This window comes from Flaviramulus sp. BrNp1-15, assembly GCF_022259695.1.
In the GTDB taxonomy this organism is placed as follows: domain Bacteria; phylum Bacteroidota; class Bacteroidia; order Flavobacteriales; family Flavobacteriaceae; genus BrNp1-15.
In genome coordinates, this window is record NZ_CP092099.1 from 2,112,470 (window position 1) to 2,137,898 (window position 25,429).

The 25,429-nt window shown below is 31.9% G+C and carries 18 protein-coding genes and 1 other RNA gene; 10 read left to right on the forward strand and 9 right to left on the reverse strand.

Annotated elements, in window-relative coordinates:
• Positions 1-2: 2 nt before the first annotated feature.
• Together MBM09_RS09270 and MBM09_RS09275 are read right to left on the reverse strand one after the other, a co-directional pair.
• A complete protein-coding gene (locus MBM09_RS09270) occupies positions 3-8,147 on the reverse strand; it encodes a gliding motility-associated C-terminal domain-containing protein (RefSeq protein WP_238673429.1) in 8,145 nt (2,714 codons plus the stop codon).
• A 32-nt stretch (positions 8,148-8,179) separates the two neighbouring features.
• Positions 8,180-8,698, reverse strand: coding sequence for a hypothetical protein (locus tag MBM09_RS09275; RefSeq protein ID WP_238673430.1), 519 nt, complete (start codon positions 8,696-8,698; stop codon positions 8,180-8,182).
• 454 nt (positions 8,699-9,152) lie between these two features.
• Here MBM09_RS09275 and MBM09_RS09280 point away from each other — a divergent pair, with 454 nt between their 5' ends.
• From MBM09_RS09280 to MBM09_RS09295, 4 genes are all read left to right on the forward strand, one after another.
• Positions 9,153-9,638, forward strand: a complete 486-nt coding sequence (locus tag MBM09_RS09280) for a histidine phosphatase family protein (protein WP_238673431.1) — start codon at positions 9,153-9,155, stop codon at positions 9,636-9,638.
• 158 nt (positions 9,639-9,796) lie between these two features.
• Positions 9,797-11,857 carry a polyphosphate kinase 1 gene (gene ppk1 / locus MBM09_RS09285; protein WP_238673433.1) on the forward strand — a complete coding sequence of 687 codons (2,061 nt, stop codon included), beginning with the start codon at positions 9,797-9,799 and terminating at the stop codon, positions 11,855-11,857.
• Position 11,858: 1 nt separating this feature from the next.
• Positions 11,859-12,764, forward strand: coding sequence for a Ppx/GppA phosphatase family protein (locus tag MBM09_RS09290; protein WP_238673434.1), 906 nt, complete (start codon positions 11,859-11,861; stop codon positions 12,762-12,764).
• Positions 12,765-12,863: 99 nt separating this feature from the next.
• A complete protein-coding gene (locus MBM09_RS09295; RefSeq protein ID WP_238673435.1) occupies positions 12,864-13,469 on the forward strand; it encodes a porin family protein in 606 nt (201 codons plus the stop codon).
• On the opposite strand, the gene MBM09_RS09300 is transcribed toward MBM09_RS09295, so the two are convergent.
• From MBM09_RS09300 to dnaX, 3 genes are read right to left on the reverse strand one after another with little or no spacing between them, the layout of a single operon-like run.
• Positions 13,466-14,047, reverse strand: coding sequence for a tRNA-(ms[2]io[6]A)-hydroxylase (locus MBM09_RS09300; RefSeq protein ID WP_238673437.1), 582 nt, complete (start codon positions 14,045-14,047; stop codon positions 13,466-13,468). The genes MBM09_RS09295 and MBM09_RS09300 overlap by 4 nt on opposite strands.
• Before the next feature lie 2 nt (positions 14,048-14,049).
• Positions 14,050-14,634 carry a DUF4738 domain-containing protein gene (locus tag MBM09_RS09305; RefSeq protein WP_238673438.1) on the reverse strand — a complete coding sequence of 195 codons (585 nt, stop codon included), beginning with the start codon at positions 14,632-14,634 and terminating at the stop codon, positions 14,050-14,052.
• Positions 14,627-16,360: a DNA polymerase III subunit gamma/tau gene (dnaX, locus tag MBM09_RS09310; RefSeq protein WP_238673439.1), complete on the reverse strand. Its 1,734-nt coding sequence runs from the start codon at positions 16,358-16,360 to the stop codon at positions 14,627-14,629. Before dnaX ends, MBM09_RS09305 begins: the two co-directional genes overlap by 8 nt.
• Before the next feature lie 225 nt (positions 16,361-16,585).
• On the opposite strand from dnaX, the gene MBM09_RS09315 reads away from it, so the two are divergent.
• Both MBM09_RS09315 and rnpB read left to right on the forward strand, forming a co-directional pair.
• Positions 16,586-18,022: a hypothetical protein gene (locus MBM09_RS09315; RefSeq protein ID WP_238673440.1), complete on the forward strand. Its 1,437-nt coding sequence runs from the start codon at positions 16,586-16,588 to the stop codon at positions 18,020-18,022.
• 225 nt (positions 18,023-18,247) lie between these two features.
• Positions 18,248-18,656: RNase P RNA component class A (gene rnpB, locus MBM09_RS09320), an RNA gene on the forward strand.
• A gap of 66 nt (positions 18,657-18,722) precedes the next feature.
• On the opposite strand, the gene MBM09_RS09325 is transcribed toward rnpB, so the two are convergent.
• The 4 genes from MBM09_RS09325 to MBM09_RS09340 form a co-directional block, all read right to left on the reverse strand.
• The gene (locus MBM09_RS09325; RefSeq protein WP_238673441.1) at positions 18,723-19,469 is read right to left on the reverse strand and encodes a hypothetical protein; all 747 of its coding nucleotides are present in this window, start codon (positions 19,467-19,469) and stop codon (positions 18,723-18,725) included.
• Between the two features lie 264 nt (positions 19,470-19,733).
• Positions 19,734-20,273: a 16S rRNA (guanine(966)-N(2))-methyltransferase RsmD gene (gene rsmD, locus MBM09_RS09330; protein ID WP_238673442.1), complete on the reverse strand. Its 540-nt coding sequence runs from the start codon at positions 20,271-20,273 to the stop codon at positions 19,734-19,736.
• Positions 20,273-21,094 (reverse strand): DUF3822 family protein, encoded by an 822-nt coding sequence (locus MBM09_RS09335; RefSeq protein WP_238673443.1) that lies wholly within the window; start codon positions 21,092-21,094, stop codon positions 20,273-20,275. The genes rsmD and MBM09_RS09335 overlap by 1 nt, the downstream gene beginning before the upstream one ends.
• Complete coding sequence (locus tag MBM09_RS09340; RefSeq protein ID WP_238673444.1) at positions 21,078-21,815, reverse strand: hypothetical protein; 738 nt, start codon at positions 21,813-21,815, stop codon at positions 21,078-21,080. Before MBM09_RS09340 ends, MBM09_RS09335 begins: the two co-directional genes overlap by 17 nt.
• Positions 21,816-21,943: 128 nt before the next feature.
• Here MBM09_RS09340 and MBM09_RS09345 point away from each other — a divergent pair, with 128 nt between their 5' ends.
• The 4 genes from MBM09_RS09345 to MBM09_RS09360 are packed head-to-tail and all read left to right on the forward strand — an operon-like array spanning position 21,944 to position 25,427.
• On the forward strand, positions 21,944-23,368 hold the full coding sequence (locus MBM09_RS09345) for an ATP-dependent RecD-like DNA helicase (RefSeq protein WP_238673445.1): 1,425 nt from the start codon (positions 21,944-21,946) through the stop codon (positions 23,366-23,368).
• Between the two features lie 21 nt (positions 23,369-23,389).
• Entirely contained in the window at positions 23,390-23,956 is a 567-nt protein-coding gene (locus MBM09_RS09350; RefSeq protein ID WP_238673448.1) for a DUF4126 domain-containing protein, read from the forward strand.
• Positions 23,957-24,003: 47 nt separating this feature from the next.
• On the forward strand, positions 24,004-24,732 hold the full coding sequence (gene kdsB, locus MBM09_RS09355; protein WP_238673449.1) for a 3-deoxy-manno-octulosonate cytidylyltransferase: 729 nt from the start codon (positions 24,004-24,006) through the stop codon (positions 24,730-24,732).
• Positions 24,723-25,427: an HAD family hydrolase gene (locus MBM09_RS09360; protein WP_238673451.1), complete on the forward strand. Its 705-nt coding sequence runs from the start codon at positions 24,723-24,725 to the stop codon at positions 25,425-25,427. The genes kdsB and MBM09_RS09360 overlap by 10 nt, the downstream gene beginning before the upstream one ends.
• The last annotated feature ends 2 nt before the right edge of the window (positions 25,428-25,429 follow it).

The following is a 25,429-nucleotide window of genomic DNA, read 5'->3' on the forward strand; positions in this document are numbered from 1 at the left end:
TTTTATTTGGTACCTAAGTAAATAGGGCCTGTTAAAGGACTCAATCCACTATTTTGTAATTTAATTATATAGTAATAAGTTCCATTAGGTAATTTACCTGCATTACCAATAGATGTATTTGGTGTTCCATCCCAATCTCCTTTGGCACCAGATGTTTTAATACTACCTAATGTGTAGTTATTAGACTCATATACTAGAGCTCCCCAACGGTTAAATATTTTCACTTCGGCTACAAAACCACATAAGTCAATTCCTTCAATATCAAAAGATTCATTAAATCCATCTCCGTTTGGTGTTATTGCAGTAGAGATTTCAATGTCATTTTCACCACAAGGTAATACCACACAATCTGCATGTATATTCATTATAACTTCTGTGATGCTAATACAACCTTGATCTGTTGTAGTATATCTAAATCTGTAATCAATACCACCATCATCTGGAAGGAAATCTTCACTTAATTCTAAAACAGTTGGGTCGAAAATACTTCCATTAAGCGTTGCGTCAGGATTACCTTCTAATAGTTCCCAAGTTCCATTAGTGTTAAGTGTATCAGATATTAAATTATTCAGATTAAAAATACCTTCATCAAAACATCTATCTTCTGCAACTATTTCAGAGTATATCTCATCTAATGTTACATTTAAAATTTGAGTATAAACTTCTTCATTATTACATTCATCTCTTACAGTCCATGTTCTAATTATTTGATAATCTTCAAATACGTTTTCATCAAAAGAATTAGTTTCATTAAATACTACGGTTATGTTTGATGAACAATTATCTTCAAACTCTAATTCAGGAGCCTCAGGAATATCTATACAACTAACATCTAGAGTTTCTTCATAAGTTGATGTAGGTACAGGAGCTGTTGTATCTTGAACTGTTATAATTTGAGTATGCGATGTTGTTAATCCACATTCATCAGTAGCAATCCAAGTACGAGCGATGAAGTAATTAGATGGACAATCTCCATTAGTTATTACATCATTTACAGTTACTGTTGCAGAACCACAATTATCAGATGCTGTTATGTTTGTAACATCTGGAATAGCATCACATTCAACCGTTGTGTTTCTTGGAGGTGTTTGGTCAAATGTTGGTGGTGTAGTATCTTGAACAGTTATAATTTGTGTATGTGTAGTTGTTAAACCACACTCATCTGTAGCGGTCCATGTACGTGCTAAAGTATAGCTGTTAGGACAAGTACCATCTGTTCTTGTATCACTTACAGATACTGTTGCTGCCCCACAAGAATCCGTAGCGGTTAATACTTGAGCTGTAGGTATTGCATCACATTCAACAACTAAACTGGTCGCAGGAAGCGTTTCAACAAACGTAGGAGGTGTTGTATCTTGTACCGTAATTGTTTGCACATGTGTATTTGTTAATCCACAGTCATCAGTTGCTGTATATGTACGAGTGATTGTATAATTATAATCGCAATTACCGTCTGTTCTAATATCTTCTACTGTAACAATCGCATTACCACAATTATCACTTGCGGTTAATGTATCGGCTAAAGGAACATTATCACATTCAACTACAACATCTCCTGGAAGTGTAGTTTGATCAAACTCAGGTGCTGTAGTATCAGATGTTGAAATTATTTGGTTTGCAGTTGTTATATTTCCACATGCATCAGTAGCAGTCCAAGTACGAGTTATAGTATATGTACCCTCACAAGCATCATCTGTTCTAACATCATTAAATGATATAATTGGATTTGGATCACAATTATCAGTTGCAGTTGCTGTTCCGAAAGAAATTGGTGTTAAATCATCACTACATTCAGCAGAAACATTATTTGGTAATGAAAGTACCGGAGGTGTGGTGTCTTTTACAGTATAAGTATAGGTATATACTGAGTTATTTCCAGCACAATCAGTATAGGTGAAGGTATAAATTTTATCGCCTTCACAAGTAGGATCAGCATTCTCAGTGATTACCGGAGTAATAGCATTACCACACACATCGTTTACTACCGGAGCTGTAGGTTGTGTAGCATCAGCTAAACATTCTACAGTGCTACTATCATTTGCAGGAACAACTGGAGCAGTCACTACATCGATAGTATAAGTATAGGTATATACTGAGCTATTTCCAGCACAGTCGGTATAGGTGAAGGTATAAATTTTATCGCCTTCACAAGTAGGATCAGCATTCTCAGTGATTACCGGAGTAATAGCATTACCACACACATCGTTTACTACCGGAGCTGTAGGTTGTGTAGCATCAGCTAAACATTCTACAGTGCTACTATCATTTGCAGGAACAACTGGAGCAGTCACTACATCGATAGTATAAGTATAGGTATATACTGAGCTATTTCCAGCACAATCAGTATAAGTAAATGTATAAATTTTATCGCCTTCACAAGTAGGATCAGCATTCTCAGTGATTACTGGAGTAATAGCATTACCACACACATCGTTTACTACCGGAGCTGTAGGTTGTGTAGCATCAGCTAAACATTCTACGGTGCTACTATCATTTGTAGGAACAACAGGAGCAGTTACCACATCGATAGTATAAGTGTATACCCAATCTTCAGTATTTCCAGCACAGTCGGTATAAGTAAAGGTATAAATTTTATCACCTTCACAAGTAGGATCTACATTTTCAGTCATTACAGGTACTATTTCATCACCATTAGCATCAAATACTGTTGGCGGTGTAGGTGTTGTAGCATTAGCAATACATTCTACAGTAGAGCTATCATCAGCTGGTACTGTAAAAGGCGCTAATTCAATAGTATAGGTATATGTCCAATCGGCAGTATTACCCGCACAATCAGTATAGGTATAGGTATAAACAATAGCACCTTGACATGCAGGAGTTGCAGATACTGTTGGTCCTGTAGGTGTAATCTCATTACCACAGTTATCATTAACAGTAGGCGGGGTAGGTGTTGTAGCCTCAGCTAGATTATCAACCGTTTGAACGCCATTAGCAGGTAAAGTAAAAGCTAATAAATCGATTGTATAGGTATAGGTATATACTGAGCTATTTCCAGCACAGTCGGTATAGGTGAAGGTATAAATTTTATCGCCTTCACAAGTAGGATCAGCATTCTCAGTAATTACCGGAGTAATAGCATTACCACATACATCGTTTACTACCGGAGCTGTAGGTTGTGTAGCATCAGCTAAACATTCTACAGTGCTACTATCATTTGCAGGAACAACTGGAGCAGTCACTACATCGATAGTATAAGTATAGGTATATACTGAGCTATTTCCAGCACAGTCGGTATAGGTGAAGGTATAAATTTTATCGCCTTCACAAGTAGGATCAGCATTCTCAGTGATTACCGGAGTAATAGCATTACCACACACATCGTTTACTACCGGAGCTGTAGGTTGTGTAGCATCAGCTAAACATTCTACAGTGCTACTATCATTTGCAGGAACAACTGGAGCAGTCACTACATCGATAGTATAAGTATAGGTATATACTGAGCTATTTCCAGCACAATCAGTATAAGTAAATGTATAAATTTTATCGCCTTCACAAGTAGGATCAGCATTCTCAGTGATTACTGGAGTAATAGCATTACCACACACATCGTTTACTACCGGAGCTGTAGGTTGTGTAGCATCAGCTAAACATTCTACGGTGCTACTATCATTTGTAGGAACAACAGGAGCAGTTACCACATCGATAGTATAAGTGTATACCCAATCTTCAGTATTTCCAGCACAGTCGGTATAAGTAAAGGTATAAATTTTATCACCTTCACAAGTAGGATCTACATTTTCAGTCATTACAGGTACTATTTCATCACCATTAGCATCAAATACTGTTGGCGGTGTAGGTGTTGTAGCATTAGCAATACATTCTACAGTAGAGCTATCATCAGCTGGTACTGTAAAAGGCGCTAATTCAATAGTATAGGTATATGTCCAATCGGCAGTATTACCCGCACAATCAGTATAGGTATAGGTATAAACAATAGCACCTTGACATGCAGGAGTTGCAGATACTGTTGGTCCTGTAGGTGTAATCTCATTACCACAGTTATCATTAACAGTAGGCGGGGTAGGTGTTGTAGCCTCAGCTAGATTATCAACCGTTTGAACGCCATTAGCAGGTAAAGTAAAAGCTAATAAATCGATTGTATAGGTATAGGTATATACTGAGCTATTTCCAGCACAGTCGGTATAGGTGAAGGTATAAATTTTATCGCCTTCACAAGTAGGATCAGCATTCTCAGTAATTACCGGAGTAATAGCATTACCACATACATCGTTTACTACCGGAGCTGTAGGTTGTGTAGCACTCGCTAAACATTCTACAGTGCTACCATCATTTGCAGGAACAACTGGAGCAGTCACTACATCGATAGTATAAGTATAGGTATATACTGAACTATTTCCAGCACAGTCGGTATAGGTGAAGGTATAAATTTTATCGCCTTCACAAGTAGGATCAGCATTCTCAGTGATTACCGGAGTAATAGCATTACCACACACATCGTTTACTACCGGAGCAGTAGGTTGTGTAGCATCAGCTAAACATTCTACAGTGCTACTATCATTTGCAGGAACAACTGGAGCAGTCACTACATCGATAGTATAAGTATAGGTATATACTGAGCTATTTCCAGCACAATCAGTATAAGTAAATGTATAAATTTTATCGCCTTCACAAGTAGGATCAGCATTCTCAGTGATTACTGGAGTAATAGCATTACCACACACATCGTTTACTACCGGAGCTGTAGGTTGTGTAGCATCAGCTAAACATTCTACGGTGCTACTATCATTTGTAGGAACAACAGGAGCAGTTACCACATCGATAGTATAAGTGTATACCCAATCTTCAGTATTTCCAGCACAGTCGGTATAAGTAAAGGTATAAATTTTATCACCTTCACAAGTAGGATCTACATTTTCAGTCATTACAGGTACTATTTCATCACCATTAGCATCAAATACTGTTGGCGGTGTAGGTGTTGTAGCATTAGCAATACATTCTACAGTAGAGCTATCATCAGCTGGTACTGTAAAAGGCGCTAATTCAATAGTATAGGTATATGTCCAATCGGCAGTATTACCCGCACAATCAGTATAGGTATAGGTATAAACAATAGCACCTTGACATGCAGGAGTTGCAGATACCGTTGGTCCTGTAGGTGTAATCTCATTACCACAGTTATCATTAACGGTAGGCGGGGTAGGCGTTGTAGCCTCAGCTAGATTATCAACCGTTTGAACGCCATTAGCAGGTAAAGTAAAAGCTAATAAATCGATAGTATAGGTATAGGTATATACTGAGCTATTTCCAGCACAGTCGGTATAGGTGAAGGTATAAATTTTATCGCCTTCACAAGTAGGATCAGCATTTTCAGTGATTACCGGAGTAATAGCATTACCACATACATCGTTTACTACCGGAGCTGTAGGTTGTGTAGCACTTGCTAAACATTCTACAGTGCTACTATCATTTGCAGGAACAACAGGAGCAGTGACCACATCGATAGTATAAGTATAGGTATATACTGAGCTATTTCCAGCACAGTCGGTATAGGTGAAGGTATAAATTTTATCGCCTTCACAAGTAGGGTCAGCATTTTCAGTGATTACTGGAGTAATAGCATTACCACACACATCGTTTACTACCGGAGCTGTAGGTTGTGTAGCATCAGCTAAACATTCTACGGTGCTACTATCATTTGCAGGAACAACTGGAGCTGTTACCACATCGATAGTATAGGTATAGGTATATACTGAGCTATTTCCAGCACAGTCGGTATAGGTGAAGGTATAAATTTTATCGCCTTCACAAGTAGGATCAGTATTCTCAGTGATTACCGGAGTAATAGCATTACCACATACATCGTTTACTACCGGAGCTGTAGGTTGTGTAGCACTTGCTAAACATTCTACAGTGCTACTATCATTTGCAGGAACAACAGGAGCAGTTACCACATCGATAGTATAAGTGTAGGTATATACTGAGCTATTTCCAGCACAATCAGTATAAGTAAATGTATATATTTTATCGCCTTCACAAGTGGGGTCAGCATTTTCAGTGATTACTGGAGTAATAACATTACCACAAACATCGTTTACTACCGGAGCTGTAGGTTGTGTAGCACTCGCTAAACATTCTACAGTGCTAGCATCGTTAGCCGGAACAACAGGAGCAGTAGCAGAAGATATTGTTATGGTTTGCTGTACATTAATTGAATTATTACAATCATCTGTGACACTATATGTTCTTGTAATTGTTTCAGGGCAATTGTTGTCTGATGAGTCAGATACAAAAGCTACAATAGGAGGAATACCAGAGTTATCTGCTTCATCTGTTACAACTTCAACATCTGGTACTGGTAAATCAGCAATACATTCTATATTTATTGGTGACGGATCACTTGCTGTTGGAGGCTCGTTGATATAGTCTAAATAATCAATAGGAATATTATTAGGAACAGGAATTGGTTCCCCTCTACAAGGTCCAGTAGTTTGGTAACCTTGAATTAAATCTTCATTGAAATCTATTCCAGATGTTGCTCCAGTACCACTTATAGTACCTTCAAGAGATACAACAGGATTAAACAATGGATCATTTAGCATAGAACAATCTGTTGTTACAGTAAGTCTAAAACCAATAGTTGCTATAATATGAGCAGGGTTATTTGGTATAGGAAGTGTTCCTAAATTCCAAACAATAAAGCCATTGTTTCCAGCGGTTGGGGGAACAATTACAGGGGCTGAATCACTAACTGTTGATGCATATGCTGGATTAACAGTATGCGTAATATTTAAATCAGTTGAGTTTACAGTATCAGGAATAGGAATGGTGATTACTGTATTGTTTATTTCTTCTGTTCCTGTATTCACAATATCAATTGTGTAATCAGAATTATCTCCTGGCTCTAAAGTAGAACCACCAGAGCTAATATTTGTATTTGTTAAAACACCTGTAGACTCTGGTACATAGGCATCAACAGCAAATGTTACATTAAATATCACATAGGAATCATTTACTGTACCATAACGAAATGTTGTTGATGTTTGATTGTTATTGATAAGTTCATTATCATCAATGGTGATTGCATTATCATTTCCATTATCAATATTAAAAGTAACAATATCTACACCTGTGTTATTTTGTATTTGAGGGTTTCTAGGATCATTATTACCATCACCATCATTATCTGTTAAAATAGAAGAGTTAAAAAAGTTTGTTGGAGTATTTGTACTGTGAGATAATGGTTCAAAAACCCCTGTATTTCTTCTTTCAATTTGGAAAAAATCACCAGTCCATCCAACTTCTCCTTCACTAGCCATAATGCCCAATTTTACATTTACAGCTCCGTTTTGTACAGCTTGAAATCCTGATGCACTAATAGTATTAGCAGGACCACCAGCTCCTACATATGCATAACCATCAAATACAGTTATATCTCTCCAATTCATCTGGGAGTTTTCATAAACTACAACCATTCCCCAACCACCAGAGTATCCCGTAACATCTGCGTTTCCTTCTACCAAAGATATATCAGCAACGGTATATTCTCCTGTACCTCTAGCTCGAACAAAATCTGTAACTTCTACATAACCAACAAATATATTTCTATTAGTTCCATTAGTTGGGTAATTAATATTAGTAGGTGTAGCTGTAAAAGTTGTATAAGTTGTTTCTCCTTCACCTTTAATCGATACGTTACGTTTATCAAAAGATTTAGTTACACCATCTTTAGTAACATTAAAAGTATTTGGATTGTTATCACCATCTAAATTAGGATCTGCACCGGTATCTGCTCGACCTACCCAATATAAACCAGCATAAAGGATATTAGAACATTGTTGTTTAGCTCCATTTTCATCTGAAAAAGTTAATGATGCTGATGATGAGTTAAAAGTAGAAGCTATTCCATCTACATCAACAAACTGCATATCATCATCATTATCTGCAGTATTACTATAGTTTACTAAGGTAAGGTTTGTATTTCCTATCATAGAAAAATCACCCTTGACACTATAAACTTCTCTAGTTGGTGTTGCATCAGATGTTCTTGGGCTAAAAACAACTTGACCATAACTAAAAAAAGTGGTTGAAATAACCAAAGTAATAAATAGCAATAATTTAATAGAGCTTTTGTCTCTTAATGCTACCTTAGTGTATAGTTTTTTCATTTCTTAAATCTTTATAATGGATTTATTTCTTGTTATGATGGCTTCGCATAAATATGAAAAACTCTCACGTTAGAATTTGTTTTAATAAATTTTTTAATATCGTCAGCTGTGTGTTTAAAATAACATTTAACATAAACATATTTTAAATTTTCAAATTCTGAGATATTTGATAAATCAATTGGATTATTTAAATCACTAATAGATTCCAATTTTAGTGTTATAAGTTCTACACTCTTGTAATTATTATTTTTGCTATTAAGAATACTATATGATTGAGAGTTTTCTATGGTAATTTTTTTGATAGGATTATTACCATAGATTTTTTTAATAGTATTGTTATCTATGTATATTGTAGGGTGTAGATTATGTATAAGGTTATAAAAATCTATTCTATTATTTTTTTTAGCAATAGAGCTTTTAGCTTGAATGTTGCTAATGCTATTCAACTCCAAAATATCAGCATCTTGAGCGACTATTTGATCTGAAGAAAACAAATAAATGCAGAATGTAAAAATTAATTTTATCAATACTAAAGTTGATTTATTTTTCATTTTAAATAAAATTAAGTTTTTTATAAAACTATATAAGTACAAAAACAGGTGTATCAATATTAATTAACACAACAAGAATCATTCAAATTTTTAGTTCGTATTATATTTAAACAGTTTTTTGAGGGAAAAAACAGGAGGGATAAAAATTGTGCTGTAAAGCTGCAATTAAATATTATTTTTTGATTCGGGTTCATAAATTCTAGATTTTGTAGGTATAGCAAAAAAAAACATATGATATCATTTGTTCAAAAATACATGGTAAATCACTCATATATTCGATTAAAAGCTATTTACAAACTTTTAATCGTTATAAAATGTTACTTAGCGACATGCTTATAATTCCTTAATTTTTAATATTTTATTTATATTTTTCCTAAATTTGTATAACAAATAATATGCTTTTTATCGAATAAAACAACTTTTTGTCGATAAAAATTGCATTTTGTCGATTAATATGAAAAAATTAATTCTAGTAAGACACGCAAAATCGTCATGGGAACACGATGTTATTGACCATGAAAGACCTTTAAACAAAAGAGGGGTAAATGATGCTAATTTAGTTTCAAAAAAAATAAGTAAAAATGACCTAAAAATCGATATGGTTTTGTCCAGTGATGCTATGCGGGCAAAAACCACAGCTGACATTTTTGTAGCCAATTTAAATATTGATAAGACTATTTTTAGTTTAAATCATGATTTATATGATTTTGCAGGTAATGATTTACTTAGAGTCATTAAATCTTGTGACAATTCAGTAAATAACCTTATGGTTTTTGGTCATAACCATGCCATTACAGGTTTTGTAAATACTCACGGTAGTATATCAATTGATAATGTGCCTACTTCTGGTGTTACAATTATAGAATTTGATATTGATAACTGGAAAGACTTAAAAAAAGGAAAAACTACAAAAACTTTGTTTCCAAGAGATTTAAAGTAATATTATAGTAAAAAAACTATCAATTGTTTTAAAAGTTTGATGCTTTCATTAAAATTCATTAAGTTTTTAAACTTAGCAATTTCATATCATTTTTTTATCTTAAAATTAAGATCAAATAGAATATATTTGTTCATATATTAAAATTTAAAAAAATCTTAATGACGAAAGAAACTACTAAAAATAGTTATGTAAATAGAGAAATAAGTTGGCTTCAGTTTAATGCTCGAGTTTTACAAGAGGCTTCAGATGAGACAGTTCCATTAATTGAGCGTTTACGTTTTTTAGGGATTTTCTCTAATAACTTAGATGAATTTTTTAAAGTTAGATATGCTACGGTAAAACGTATTGTGGAAGCTGGAAAAGGTGGGAAAAGTGAACTTGGTGGTATTAGAGCCAAAGAATTACTTGAAATTATCACCCAAATTGTAATTGAACAGCAAACAGAAAGTCTTAAAATTTTAAAAACTATTCATAAAAGACTTGAAGATGAAAATATCTATGTAATTAATGAAAATCATATAGATGAAACTCAGCATGATTTTATAAAAAACTATTTTTTAAGAACCATAAGTCCTGCTTTAGTAACTATTATTCTTAACGATTCTGTGGTGCTTCCAAACTTAAAAGATAGTGCAGCCTATTTAGCAGTTAAAATGCTAATGCCTGATAACGACAAGCAATTTGCATTAATAGAGATACCTAGAGCAATTGATAGGTTTGTTGAATTACCCAAACAAGGCGAAAAGAGTTATATCATTATGATAGACGATTTATTGCGCCATTGTTTGAGTGATATCTTTAATATTTTCGACTATAAGTCCATATCTGCTCATATGATAAAAATAACTCGAGATGGTGAGTTAGATTTTGAAAGTGATTTAAGTAAAAGTTTCATAGAAAAAATATCCGATAGTGTAAAACATAGGCAAATAGGTGAACCTGTAAGATTTGTTTACGATAAAACAATTGATAAAGACACGCTTAATTATTTAATGTCTAAAATGGGAATTGATGATACAGATAGCATCATTCCTGGTGGTCGTTATCATAACAGGAGAGACTACATGGGTTTTCCAAGTTTAGGAAGAACAGATCTTTTGTATGATAAAATTGAAGCTTTGCCAATTAAAGGATTAAGTCTTCAGGATAGTATTTTCGAAGCTATTTCTGAAAAAGATTATTTACTTCACGCACCTTATCAAACATTTTCATATGTGGTTAAGTTTTTACGAGAAGCAGCTTTAGATCCAGAAGTAAAAACTATAAAAATTACCATTTATCGTTTAGCCGAAATATCTCACATAGCAAGTTCATTAATTAATGCAGCAATTAATGGTAAAGCTGTTACAGTTTCTATAGAACTTCGCGCCAGATTTGACGAGCAAGCCAATATAGATTATGCACAACAAATGGAAGAAGAAGGTATTAACCTTATTTTTGGAGTTGCTGGACTTAAAGTACATAGTAAAATGTGTGTTATAGAGCGTTTAGAGGGTAGGAAAACTAAACGTTATGGATTTATAAGTACAGGTAATTTTAACGAATCTACTGCAAAAATATATACAGATTATACGTTATTTACTTCTAATCAAAAAATTCTGAAGGATGTAAATAAAATTTTCAACTTTTTTGATGCCAATTATAAAATTTACAGATACAAGCATTTAATTGTTTCACCACATTATACTCAAAAAGCAGTTTTCAGATTAATAGATAACGAAATTGAGAAGGTTAAAAATGGTAAAGAAGGGCTAATTAGGCTTAAAATGAACAGTATTTCTAGTTATGCAATGGTTGATAAACTTTATCAAGCTAGTAGAGCAGGAGTTAAAATTCAAATGATAATTAGAGGTATTTGCTGTTTAATCCCAGGTGTTAAAGACATGAGCGAAAATATTGAAGCTATTAGTATAGTTGATAAATTTTTAGAACACCCAAGAGTATATATTTTTGGTAAAGATGAAGATGCTAAATTATATATTTCTTCAGCAGATTGGATGACAAGAAATATAGAGAATAGAGTAGAAGTAAGTTGCCCTATTTATGATGAAGATATTAAGAAAGAGATTATAGATACCTTCAATATTAGCTGGAATGATAACGTTAAAGCAAGGTTATTAAATGGTTCACAAGAAAATGAATATAGAGTAAATGATAACGAAAAAGTAAGGTCCCAGTTTGCTATGTATGATTATTATGTTAAAAAATTAGAAAATTAGTATGCTTTCAATAAAAAAATATGCTGCCATAGATATTGGTTCAAATGCTGTAAGATTACTCATATCAAATATTATAGAACAAAAAGGTAGACCTGTTCAATTTAAAAAAAACTCTTTGGTTCGTGTTCCTATTCGATTAGGAGCAGATGTATTCTTAAAAAACAAAATATCTAAAGAAAACACGCAACGTATGTTAGATACTATGCTTGCTTTTAAATTATTAATGAAATCGCATAAAGTTGTTAAATACAAAGCTTGTGCTACATCTGCAATGCGAGAGTCTGATAACGGAAAAAAAATAGTTGATTTAGTTTTAGAGCATTCAGGAATAAGTATTGATGTTATTGGAGGTGAAGAAGAAGCAGCTATAATTGCTGCAACAGATTTAAATAAATTTATAGATAACAACAAAACCTATTTATATGTAGATGTAGGTGGTGGTAGTACAGAATTTACTATAATAGACCAAGGTAACCAAGTAACATCCAGATCTTTTAAAATAGGAACTGTAAGGTTGTTAAATGATATGGTTAAAAAAGAAGCGTGGCAGGAGTTGGAAATGTGGATTAAAGATAATGTAAAAGACTATGAAAAAATAGATGTTTTGGGGTCTGGAGGAAACATCAACAAAATATTCAAAATCTCTGGAAAAGCTTTAGGTAAGCCACTTACATATTTTTATATGACATCGTATTATAATATGCTTCAAACCTATTCTTACGAAGAACGTATTACAGAGTTAGATTTAAATCAAGATAGAGCAGATGTAATTATTCCCGCTATGCGTATTTACCTTTCTGCAATGAAATGGGGTGGTGCAAAAAACATTTATGTACCAAAAATAGGGCTTGCTGATGGTATTATTAAAAGCATCTATTACGATACTGTTTCTAGCAATACACAGTAAAATTATGCACTTTACCTTTTATAGTTGTTTAATTTTATATTTATAATATATATTCGTGTGCATATAATTGCTATAAATTATATCCCAAAGCTATTATTTATGAAAAAATTTTTACTACTAACAATTCTACTTTGTTTTTCTAATTACAGTTTTTCTCAAGATAAAGAGAAAGACACTAAAGAAATAGAAGAAAAGAAAGAATCAGTTCAAGAAAAGCCTGAAGAACATTCATTTCAAGGTGTAAAGTATGGTGTTAGAGGTGGTTATAATATATCAAACTTAGATATTGATGGATCGCCTATTTCAGAAAATAAGCATAGAAACAGTATTTATATTGGTTTTTTTGCAAATATTGGTTTATCAAAAACCATATCATTAGTACCTGAAATACAATTTTCTGCTGAAGGCGCAAATGCAGAACCACTTAATTTAGATTACATACAAGCTCCTATACTTTTAAGATTTAGATTTAGCGAAAAATTTCACGCTGGTTTTGGACCTCAAGTAGGATTAAAAGTTCATAAATACGAAGATGGTATGGCAAACTTTGCCTATTCTGGAGTAGCCGGAGTAGAGTATAAAGTTAACTACGCCATATTTGTTGATGCTAGATATACCTATGGGTTTAGAAATGTTTTTGATGAAAAAACAGGCGTAACAGCTAAAAATACTAATATACAAATAGGTGTTGGTTATAAGTTTTAACCGTGTATAGTTTCGCTCTTACTTAAATTACGCATAATTTCAGCTTCATATTCTAAAAGTTGTTGCCATTTTTCGTCAACTTCTTTTCTATCACCATATTTACGAGCAAAACCTAAAAACATGGTATAATGGTTGGCTTCACTTACCATTAAGTTTTTATAAAATATAGCCAGTTCTTTATCTTCTAATTCTTCAGATAGTAACCTAAAACGCTCACAACTCCTAGCTTCAATTAAGGCTGCATATAACAATCTATGAACTAATTGTGTTGTTCTGCTACCACCTTTTGGGAAGAATTTCACAAGTTGAATAACATAATCATCACGTCTATCTCGACCAAGAGTCCAACCACGTTTAATAATTATATCGTGTACCATTTTAAAATGGCTAATTTCTTCTTTTACTAAAGCTGTCATTTCCTGCACTAGCTCAGTATACTCAGGAAAACTAACTATTAATGAAATAGCTGTGCTTGTTGCTTTTTGCTCACAAAAGGCATGGTCTGTTAGTATTTCTTCAATATTTTTTTCAACTATGTTAACCCAACGTGGGTCTGTTGGTAATTTAAGTCCAAGCATGATTATATTATTTTTTCAGAAGGATATTTCTCTTCTATGTATATGTTTCCAAGGTTATCTATTTTTAAAATAAAATCCCTGTAAATATCTGTATCTGGTATATTAAAAGATGTATTTAGATACAATGTGTTTTTTGTTGATGTATTATAATCTATCCAAATAAATTGCATTATGGCTTTGTTCCAAAAGTCATTATTTTCAAATTCTTGAAAAAGATTTTTATCAATAGTACTTTTATTGATAGCTTTTCCATTTTTGAAAACCTCTAGTTTAGCTTTGAAATTCTTATAATGAATTTTTGTTATGGTATCGTTTTCTTTCTTTATTGTTTTTAAAATGATATCATTTTCAAGTGAACTGTAATTTAGCTTTACTTGAAAACCATTACTCAAAATAGTATCCGTTATAATTTGAACGGGTTGTTCGGGTATAAAAACTAGTTTTTCACTAAAAGAATCCAGAAGATTATTCTCGTTTAAAACTTCAGCATTTGTTTTGTGTATTCTATTTCTACCATCACAACTAATAAACGCTATGGCTAGTAAAAATAAAACAATTAACTTATTGATATGTAGATTTTTAAACATCTAAATCGAAAGTTTTTTTTAAAACATCAATATTGGGATTTTTCTCTTTTAATTTTTCAAATTTTTCTAAAGGTGTATAAGCATATTGTTTCTCCATAACCTCATTAACGGTTATAGATAAACCTATATCAAAATTATTTAAAGCTTTTCTAATATATCCCAGAAGGTTGTATTGTTGTCGTTCAACTTCAACTTTATTTGTTTCATTCGGAAACTCTAAATTAATAGTTGTGCCTGTAACTTTAGGCGTATCAATTGCTAAAATAGAAGCTAGATTATGCTTACCTTTTTGCCTCAATTCTTCAATATAATTATTCCAAACTGTTATAAGTTCTTTTTCTGTAAACGCATCTTTAGGTAAATCTTCTTCGTTTATAACAACATCCATCTGTTTGATAAGATGCTCTTTTTTTGCTTTAATACTACTTAGAGATAAACCTGAAGTTCTTTTACTTTCTTGTTTTAAAACAATTTTTGGAGGTTCTTTAACCTGAAACGCTTCTATTGATGCTGTATTTGAAGTTGTTATTGGTTCCTCTTTTTCTTTTGAAACGTCTTCAACTTCTTTTTTCGCTTGTGGCTTTGGAACATTTACAGGAATAGGCGTAATGCCCTTGTTTTTAAAGTAAGATGCTGGAATTATGTAGTGTTTGCTATTTTTTTTTTCTCCATCAAAAGTGATAGAGGCAAGTTGCATAAGGCATAATTCTACAAGTAAGCGTTGGTTTTTACTTGTTTTATATTTTAGGTCGCAATCGTTAGCGAGATTGATACCTTGCATTAAAAACTCCTGTGAGGTCTTTTTAGCTTGTTTTAAGTATTTTTCTTTGGTTTGATCACCAACTTCTAGCAGTTCTATGGTTTCGGGAGTTTTACTTACCAATAAATCTCTAAAATGTGATGCTAAACCTGCGATGTAATGATGACCGTCAAATCCTTTTGAGAGTGTATTATTAAACTGAATTAATAATTCTGGAATCTTATTTTCTAAAATTAAATCTGTACTCTTAAAATAGGTTTCGTAATCAAGAACATTTAAATTTTCGGTTACTGCTTGTCTGGTTAAGTTTTTACCAGAAAAACTAACTACACGGTCAAAAATAGACAATGCATCACGCATAGCACCATCTGCTTTTTGCGCAATAATATGTAACGCATCATCTTCTGCTTTTACACCTTGTTCTTCAGCAATATATTTTAAATATTCTTTTGCATCTTTAACGGTAATGCGTTTAAAATCAAAAATTTGACAACGCGATAAGATGGTTGGAATAATTTTATGCTTCTCTGTGGTTGCTAAAATGAAAATACAATGCTTTGGCGGCTCTTCTAAAGTCTTCAAAAACGCATTAAAAGCGGCTTGAGATAGCATGTGTACCTCATCAATAATATACACTTTGTATTTTCCAACCTGTGGTGGTATTCTAACTTGGTCTGTTAAACTTCTAATATCGTCAACAGAATTGTTAGAAGCCGCATCCAGTTCAAAAATATTAAAAGCAAAATCTTCATCACCAGTTTCTGAGCCATCACTGTTAATCATTTTAGCTAAAATACGGGCACATGTTGTTTTACCAACACCACGAGGACCTGTAAATAATAAAGCTTGTGCTAAATGGTTGTTTTCAATGGCATTTAATAACGTATTTGTAATAGCCTGTTGACCCACAACGTCTTTAAACGTTTGTGGTCTGTATTTTCTAGCCGATACTACAAAGTGTTCCATTGAAAAATCTTGAGTTAACAAAGTTAAAAATTCAATTTAGAATTTAGAATTTTGTATTCAGAATTTAAAACGAGTTATTAACAAAATAAACTTTAGTTAAGATTAGGTTTTTTTGACTTTGTAAAAATTTTCAGCTAACTTCGTTTAACAATCGATAAAGCTCATTGAAACGGAACTTTATCTTTGCATTGGCATTCATTAAGAACAAACTCAAAAATTAAATTTATGAAAAACACATTATTGTTTAAGTTATTAATTGTTTTAGTCATTTTGGTATCATGCGATAGTGAAAATAATGATTCTACAAACTCTTCAAGTTTAACTGTGGATACAACCGAATTAAACTATAACTCAGCAACTGTCTCATGGAATTCAATAACTGGTAACAGTGAAGTCTTTTATAATGTTTATTTGAACGAATCTTTAGTCGCAGAACTCATTTCAGATTTAAGCTATTCTTTCATTAATCTATCTGAGAACACAAATTACACTGGAAAAATTGAAGCTATAGAAGATTCTGTTATTATAGAATCTTCTAATTTTATATTCACTACTCTAGAAAATAATAGTAATGAAGTTCTTCCTTCAAATTTTGTTACATCTGTAAAGCATTTAGGACATGTTTCTACAACTATCAAATGGACTAGTTCCTCAACGTCTAATAACTCACCTATTACATATAGTGTTTTTGTTGGAAACCAAATGATCTCATCTAATTTAACTGATTTAGAATTATATATACCGAATTTAGAAGCAAATACAACTTACAGTGGTTATGTAAGAGCTTATAATGGCGATTTATTTACTGACTCCAATTTCAGTTTCACAACTGTAGTATCTAATATATATGATGGCCGAGTAATTTTAAGAACTCAACAAGAGGTTGATGATTTTGTATCCAACCATTATACTGAAATAACCGATTGGCTAATTATTGGAACAGAAGACATTATGTCTGATATTACTGATTTAGGTGGTTTACAAACTTTAGTTACAGTAACTGGCTCTCTATTTGTTTCTCATAATTTCGACTTAGAAACGACACATGGATTGCAAAATATATCTAATGATCTTAATGCGATTGCCATTGTTGATAATACGTTATTGTATGATTTGAGTGGTTTTTCAAGTATAAATAAACTCTTAAGTTATATCAATATTGTTGATAATCCTGAAATAACAACTCTAGATGCTTTTTCAAATATGACAAATGGTATCAACAATGTTAATGTTGAAATTACAAACAACGACAAATTAGTAGACATAGATGGATTAAGTCAATTAGACCTTTTTTCAGTTTATATTAGAGAAAATGAAATACTAAGTAATATAGATTTAATTAATAGTTCGGATAGTAATACGTTAGGCCAATTATACATACTCAATAATCCGAGCTTAAATGATTTCTCACCATTAAGCAATATTACTTTAATTAAAGGTAGCTTGACTATTGGTTATAGTAATTTAACTAATTTAGATGATCTTAACAATTTAAATAGAACTTTTGGAGATGTAAACATCTGGCATAACAGTACACTTACAGATCTTTGTGGTTTGCAAAATATTGTTCAAAACGATAATATAGATGGAGAATATAATGTACACAATAATGCCTATAACCCAACATTACAAAATATAAATGATGGTAATTGCTCTAATTAAAAGAAGTTGAAATAACGAATGCCAACAATGGCTATAAGTAATAGCTTGTTCTTATCTACTTCTGAAAATCCTCACGGATTTTCAGTTTGGTGTGTACTTACAAAGTTTCGTGCTAAACCACGCAACTAACCATATAAAACCGTTAAACGAACCTCAAAAAAACAAATCAACTTTCTATTTAAAAAATTTTTAGATTATAGTTTTAGTTTATTGTAATTTTGCACCCAAGTAAATCGCCTTATCGCTCTAAATGTTGAACTCGTTTCAATATCTTATTCTTTTTGACTTTTAAGTTAATTTTAGAAAGGTACTGAAACAAGTTCAGCACTAAGGGAGGAAAGTCCGAACACCAAAGTGCAACATAGTGGTTAATAACCACCAGCCGTGAGGCTAGGAAAAGTGCAACAGAAAGTATGTACAGGTAAGGCTGTAGTGAAATCAGGTAAACTCTATGTGGTGCAATGTCATGTAAACCAACGTTTGAAGGCTGCACGCTTGATGTTGGAGGGTAGGCAGCTAAAGTGTATTGGTAACAATGCACTCAGATAAATGATAAGGTATTCCAGTTCTTTTTCAGGATTTCCTGAAATAAGTATAGGATGAACAGAATTCGGCTTATAGATATACTTTACCATAAAAAAACCCTTCTTTAAATTTTAAAGGAGGGTTTTTGGTTAAAAAAGGTTGGTTAATACTAATTTTATTTTGGTGAATATGCTAAATCTGGTCGCATTTCTCCAGAGTATTCCTCAAATCTAGTAGCGTAATCCATAACCTTTTTAAAAGTATCCCAACGATCTGGCCCTAAAACCTCTTGATTGGCTTTTGCTTTTGTAGCGCCGTCTATTTCATCTTTTGCTGAAACGGAAACTAAATAGTAATCTTCAGCAGTTCCAAATCCGTTTCTATACACGCGATAGTATTCTTTAGAGCCTTTGGTTTTATAAAGTTCTAGTATAGCTTTCATACCTTCTCTTACTTTAGTAGCATTACTAGGTGTAAAGTATATGTAAAACCATTTACGATAATTTTGTCCTTCTAAAGCTGCAGAATCTTCTTCTGGCATATAGCTTAAATCGTTTACTAAAGTTATAGTATATGTGGAATGAGAGTTATAGCATTTATCAAATTCTTCAAACATTTGTCCAAATTTTTCTCCCATGGCTTCTGCCATATCTGCAAACGGACGCTCATCTAATTCTGCATAGTTTTCTATTGGTGTAATGTAGAAATACTTCATATCATTAGTAGTAGCTGTAAACCAAGATGCTTGCACATTGTGCTCTTTAGAAGCATCGTTAAATTTTTTTGCAATAGCTTCATATTCCATGATTTTTGAGGGTAGAACATTGTCTTGATGGATTTGATACATTTGTTGTGCATGCGAATAATTAATAAATAAGCATAAAACACATGCCAATAAAAGTGTTGATTTAATGGTTTTCATAATTAATATAATTTTGGTTAGTAATAATTTTGTTTTAGAGCTAAATACGATTTGATTTTAACTCAGATAATAGCATTGTTTTAATCAGAGAGAGAAAAAAGTAGTCATAAGCATTTTGGTTTTTAGTTAGTATTAGTTAAAACCATAACCAAAATTCAAGAAAAAGGATAGCTTTTTATTGTTAAGAGAAAAGTATGTATAGAGTCTTGGGACTCTTAAGGAGGAGTCTAATGTATTGAAAAAAAAGGAATTATAAAAATAAAATTAGGTGGCTTCAAAAAAACTGAACATGTTCCCACCATAACTTTTTGAATAACTAAAATTTTCTAGATTAGATAAATCTGTGTGTTTTGAGTGTTCTACTATTAGAATACCATCTTCTAATAAAATATTGTTTTTAAAAACTAATTCTGGAATTTTTGCAAATTGATCATCAGAAAAATTATAAGGTGGATCTGCAAAAATGATATTAGCTTGTAGGGCGGATTTTTCTAAAAACTTAAACACATCACTCTTTATAGTTTGAATAGGCATATCAAATGCCTCAGCTGTTTGGTTTATAAATTTAATACAACCAAAGTCCTGGTCAACAGATGTAATTTGCTCTGTACCTCTTGAGGCAAATTCATAACTTATGTTTCCTGTACCGGCAAATAAATCTAATACAGAAACTTCATCAAAATAGTAAAGGTTGTTAATAATATTAAACAACGATTCTTTTGCCATATCTGTGGTAGGGCGCACAGGTAAGTTTTTTGGCGCTATAATTTTTCTGCTTTTATATATTCCTGATATTATGCGCATTAAAAACTTTTTATTAAAGTGTAATTTGAATGTTTACTCTTAGATTCAGGTAAGTATTCGTATGAGTCTTGTCTAGCTCCAAAACTTATATTTCTAATATATTTGTATGCTATTTTGTAAAGCGAATTATCTTTTTCAATATCTCCTATAAAAAGTAAATCGAGTGTTTCAGGATTTAAATTTAGCTGTTCTAAAGCAAAAAGAATATAGTAAATAAAATCTTCTTTTGTATTGTATTGAAATGTGTTGTACAGCAATAGTTTTGCATGCTCTATAGCAATAATTTCAAAATGACTGTTATTTACATTTACATATACTTTTGCTGTATCTGCATTTTTTTCAGTTTGCAAGATAGTTTCAATTAAAATAGTTGAAACATGCTTGAAAGTAAAAGCTCCAAATTTGTCGTAAATAAAATTATTGATGTTTATGTATGGTACATACACATTTACGCTATCGTTTATAGGAATAGAGTCATACGTAATGAAATCTGACTTAAGTATTTTAGAGTTGAATTTTAAATAATCAGCTAAATTATCTTCATTGAATAAGGGGCTAGGAACTAATGCAGATAAATCGTTATCATGAATTATACATACTTTTTCAAAGTTATTATTTAATTCATCCTCAGTACTAAATTGCTCTTTTAAAACATCTAAAACTTCTAACGGGTTAAGTCTTTTATCAAAATCTATTTCCTTTAAAAAAGTTATGGTGTTAGAATTTCGGTTTAGTGTACAAAAAGAAAGTCCACTCAAACTTATTTGAATGGACAATTCTAGATTAGTTAGTTTGTTAGAATTTTTATTCGTTATCGCCATATGTTTTTGGCCAGTTTCCGTTGGTTTTAACTTCATCCATAGAACCTACCTTTAACGCATCACCGTTAACACCGTCAACCGATACAACTTGATTTTCTTGTATAAGAAGGTCTTTATTTTGGTCTGAAAGAATAACATCTTTTTTAACAGAAGCTTCAAATACAGGTATTTTAATATTGTTTTGTTCTAAAAACCCTGCTTTTAACTGAAACTTAGCACCTTCTTCTCCTACAGGTACATTCATCATAGTTTTATAACGTGTAGAGGTTTTAAATAAAGAATCTTTTACAGAAACATAACCTAATGTATCTATAATAACGATTTCTTTTGTTGTATCTACACCGTATCTTTTAGTTAATTCTTCATCAATAATTGTAGAATCACGACGTTGAGTAATGGTATATTGTGCTGTATCAATAAATTTTACTAGGTTATCAAAGTTATCTGCGAATTTACCTGTAACTTGTCTATGAGCAAGTTGAGAGTCTCTAATATCAACTAAACTCTTAATAACTTGAGCATAACGCTTATTCTTTGTTTTGTTAAATTGTATTGGTTCGTAAATAGAATTGTAGGTTTGGTAACCTAAAAAGGCAATTAAAAGCCAAAGTACTATGTTTAAAACAGGTTTAAACTTAGATGGAATAAATTTGTCAATTAACTTAACCAAGCCAATTGTAACTAGTATCACTGCTACTGCAATAAGAATAAATGTTAACATAGTATGTTATTTAATTTAATGTTAATTAATGGTATTTAGCAAATCTACAATTTTTTTTTAATCGTAAAAACCAAAGAGAGTAAAAATCATTTCTATATTTGAATAATTTATAAACAGGATTTCTTTAAATGAACGCATCCGAATTCTATTCCCTTATAAAACAACAGTTTCCGTTTAATCCAACAATAAAACAAAATATTGTACTTCAGCAATTATCAGAATTTATTTTTAGTAAAAATTCAAATGCGCTCTATTTACTCAAAGGATATGCAGGAACAGGTAAAACCACTATTATTGGTTGTATAGTAAATAATTTATGGAAAGCTAAAAAAAGTGCTGTTTTAATGGCTCCAACAGGTAGAGCAGCAAAAGTGATATCTAATTACTCAAACAAAGAAGCATTTACCATTCATAAAAAAATATATTTTCCGAAGAAAGAAAAAGGCGGAGGCGTAAAATTTGTTTTGCAACCCAATAAACATAAAAACACCATTTTTATAGTAGATGAAGCGTCAATGATACCAGATACTCCTGGAGAATCAAAACTTTTTGAAAATGGTTCTTTACTTGACGATTTAATGCAGTATGTATATTCTGGTCACCAATGTAAATTATTATTAATAGGAGATACAGCTCAATTACCTCCTGTAAAATTAGATTTAAGTCCTGCTTTAAATGAAGTTACTCTAGATTTAAATTATAATAAACAGGTAACAAAAATGGAGTTGGATGAAGTTGTAAGACAAGAACAAAACTCAGGAATTCTTTTTAATGCAACGGTTTTGCGTGAAGCATTGTCAAATTCCATGCATGATTCGTTCAAATTTGAATTATCAGATTTTAAAGATATTGTAAGACTTGTTGATGGATACGAAATCATGGACGCTATTAACGATGCATACAGTAATTTAGGAAACGAAGAAACCGCCATTATAGTTAGGAGTAACAAACGTGCTAATTTGTATAATCAACAAATTAGAAGTCGTATTCTCTTCAATGAAAATGAATTATCAGCAGGTGATTATCTTATGGTGGTTAAAAATAATTACTTCTGGATAAAACCAACTACAGAGGCAGGTTTTATAGCAAATGGGGATATTATTGAAGTACTTGAAATTTTTAGTATCACAGAACTATATGGTTTTCGCTTCGCGGAAGTTAAAGTACGTATGGTTGATTATCCTAGAATGCGACCTTTTGAAACCGTTTTACTTTTAGACACTATTGATGCAGAAACACCTTCATTATCATATGATGATTCAAATAGATTATATCAAGAAGTAATGAAGGATTTTGAAAACGAATCCAGTAATTATAAGAAATTTTTAAAAGTAAAGGGTAACAAACATTTTAATGCTTTGCAGGTGAAATTCTCTTATGCTATAACATGTCATAAATCTCAAGGAGGGCAGTGGCATACGGTTTTTGTAGAGCAACCATATTTACCTAACGGCATTGATAAAGAATATTTACGTTGGTTATATACAGCAGTAACTAGGGCAAAAGAAAAATTGTATCTTATTGGTTTTAAAGATGAATTTTTTGAGGAATAGTTTTTGATTAAACATTTTTATATGACATTCGAAACCATTATTAGTATTTGTCTTGGTGTTGGTCTTGCAGCATCAGTAGGATTTAGAGTATTTCTACCTTTATTTGCATTAAGTTTAGCAGCATATTTTGATGTTTGGCAACTAAATGAATCTTGGCATTGGATAGGTAGTACAACAGCATTAATCACTCTAGGAGCAGCAACCATTGTAGAAATAGTAGCTTACTTTATTCCATATATAGACAATTTATTAGATTCTATATCTGTGCCATTAGCAGCACTAGCAGGTACAGCAATAATGTTATCTACTGTAGCAGATTTAAGTCCAGTTATAACTTGGGCTTTAGCTATTATTGCTGGCGGAGGTACTGCAGCAGCTGTAGCAGGAACATCTAGTGCTACAAGACTAACATCAACAGCAACAACAGGAGGAATAGCAAATCCAATAGTTTCAACAGTAGAAACAGGCACTTCTGTTGTAATGTCTATTGTTTCAATCTTTTTGCCAATTTTAGCAATTATTCTGGTTATCATCATTTTATTTATAATTTTCAGAATTTATAAGAAGTTTAAATCATCTAAAGCTTAAAACCTCTAATAAATATGTTATTTTTGAAATCTAGCACTTAATAATAGATGAAAATTATTTCAATGATTCCTGCGCGTTATAGTGCGTCACGATTTCCTGGTAAGCTCATGCAAGATCTTGGTGGGAAAACCGTAATCCTTAGAACATATGAAGCTACTATTGCTACAAATTTATTTGATGATGTTTTTGTAGTTACCGATAGTGATATTATTTACAACGAAATTGTAAGTCATGGAGGTAAAGCTTTAATGAGTAAAAAAGAACACGATTGCGGCAGCGATAGAATAGCTGAAGCTGTTGAAAATTTAGATATTGATGTAGTTATAAATGTTCAAGGTGATGAACCATTTACCGACAAAGAATCTTTAAATAAACTTATTGAAGTTTTTAAAAATGATCCTGATAAAGAGGTGGATTTAGCAACTTTAATGGTCGAAATAAAAGATGAAGACGAAATTAATAATCCTAATACGGTTAAAGTAGTTCTAGATCAATCAAATTTTGCTTTATATTTTTCAAGAAGCCCAATTCCGTATCCAAGAGATAAAAGTGCTGGTGCTAAATATTACAAGCATAAAGGCGTTTATGCTTTTAGAAAACAAGCCATTTTAGATTTCTATAAATTACCCATGAAGTCATTAGAAGCTTCAGAAAAATTAGAACAATTGCGCTATTTAGAATACGGTAAACGTATTAAAATGGTAGAAACTGATGTACAAGGTGTTGAAATTGATACTCCAGAAGATTTAGATCGTGCAAGAAAATTATGGAAATAAATTATAAAAATATAAAGGTTATTGGCTTTGATGCCGATGATACACTTTGGGTAAACGAAACCTATTTTCGTGAAGCAGAATTAGAGTTTGCCAGACTTTTGTCAGAATACGAAACGGCAAATAAAATAGATCAGGAACTGTTTAAAAAAGAAATGGAGAATTTACCATTGTACGGTTATGGTGTTAAAGCCTTTGTGCTTTCTATGGTAGAATCTGCTTTAGAATTGTCTAATTTTGATTTATCCAATAAAACCATTCAAGCCATTTTAAACATTGGTAAAAATATGGTAGAAAAGCCAGTAGAATTGCTAGATGGAGTAGAAGAAGTACTAGAACATCTATCAAAAAAATACCGTTTAATTTTAGCAACTAAAGGCGATTTATTAGACCAAGAACGAAAGTTAGAAAAATCAGGTTTAACTAAACATTTTCATCATATAGAAGTTTTAAGCGATAAAAAAGAGGCTAATTATTCTAAATTATTAAATCATTTAGATATTAATCCTTCAGAGTTTTTAATGATTGGTAATTCGTTGAAATCAGACATTTTACCACTAGTAAATATAAAAGCTAATGCTATACACGTGCCATTTCACACTACTTGGGCGCATGAAATGGTTAGTGAAAAGGAAACTAACGGGAAATCGTATAAAACAGTAAAAAGTTTAAAAGACATTTTAAAATTGCTAAATTAAGC

What these genes read in the sequence shown, in the direction of transcription:
- MBM09_RS09325 (WP_238673441.1), bottom strand. Translation starts at nt 19,469, where the DNA reads ATGAAAACCATTAAATCAACACTTTTATTGGCATGTGTTTTATGCTTA.
- MBM09_RS09345 (WP_238673445.1), top strand. Translation starts at nt 21,944, where the DNA reads ATGAACGCATCCGAATTCTATTCCCTTATAAAACAACAGTTTCCGTTT.
- dnaX (WP_238673439.1), bottom strand. Translation starts at nt 16,360, where the DNA reads ATGGAACACTTTGTAGTATCGGCTAGAAAATACAGACCACAAACGTTT.
- MBM09_RS09360 (WP_238673451.1), top strand. Translation starts at nt 24,723, where the DNA reads ATGGAAATAAATTATAAAAATATAAAGGTTATTGGCTTTGATGCCGAT.
- MBM09_RS09300 (WP_238673437.1), bottom strand. Translation starts at nt 14,047, where the DNA reads ATGCTTGGACTTAAATTACCAACAGACCCACGTTGGGTTAACATAGTT.
- MBM09_RS09295 (WP_238673435.1), top strand. Translation starts at nt 12,864, where the DNA reads ATGAAAAAATTTTTACTACTAACAATTCTACTTTGTTTTTCTAATTAC.
- MBM09_RS09290 (WP_238673434.1), top strand. Translation starts at nt 11,859, where the DNA reads ATGCTTTCAATAAAAAAATATGCTGCCATAGATATTGGTTCAAATGCT.
- kdsB (WP_238673449.1), top strand. Translation starts at nt 24,004, where the DNA reads ATGAAAATTATTTCAATGATTCCTGCGCGTTATAGTGCGTCACGATTT.
- MBM09_RS09350 (WP_238673448.1), top strand. Translation starts at nt 23,390, where the DNA reads ATGACATTCGAAACCATTATTAGTATTTGTCTTGGTGTTGGTCTTGCA.
- MBM09_RS09340 (WP_238673444.1), bottom strand. Translation starts at nt 21,815, where the DNA reads ATGTTAACATTTATTCTTATTGCAGTAGCAGTGATACTAGTTACAATT.
- MBM09_RS09280 (WP_238673431.1), top strand. Translation starts at nt 9,153, where the DNA reads ATGAAAAAATTAATTCTAGTAAGACACGCAAAATCGTCATGGGAACAC.
- MBM09_RS09275 (WP_238673430.1), bottom strand. Translation starts at nt 8,698, where the DNA reads ATGAAAAATAAATCAACTTTAGTATTGATAAAATTAATTTTTACATTC.
- MBM09_RS09305 (WP_238673438.1), bottom strand. Translation starts at nt 14,634, where the DNA reads ATGTTTAAAAATCTACATATCAATAAGTTAATTGTTTTATTTTTACTA.
- ppk1 (WP_238673433.1), top strand. Translation starts at nt 9,797, where the DNA reads ATGACGAAAGAAACTACTAAAAATAGTTATGTAAATAGAGAAATAAGT.
- rsmD (WP_238673442.1), bottom strand. Translation starts at nt 20,273, where the DNA reads ATGCGCATAATATCAGGAATATATAAAAGCAGAAAAATTATAGCGCCA.
- MBM09_RS09315 (WP_238673440.1), top strand. Translation starts at nt 16,586, where the DNA reads ATGAAAAACACATTATTGTTTAAGTTATTAATTGTTTTAGTCATTTTG.
- MBM09_RS09335 (WP_238673443.1), bottom strand. Translation starts at nt 21,094, where the DNA reads ATGGCGATAACGAATAAAAATTCTAACAAACTAACTAATCTAGAATTG.
- MBM09_RS09270 (WP_238673429.1), bottom strand. Translation starts at nt 8,147, where the DNA reads ATGAAAAAACTATACACTAAGGTAGCATTAAGAGACAAAAGCTCTATT.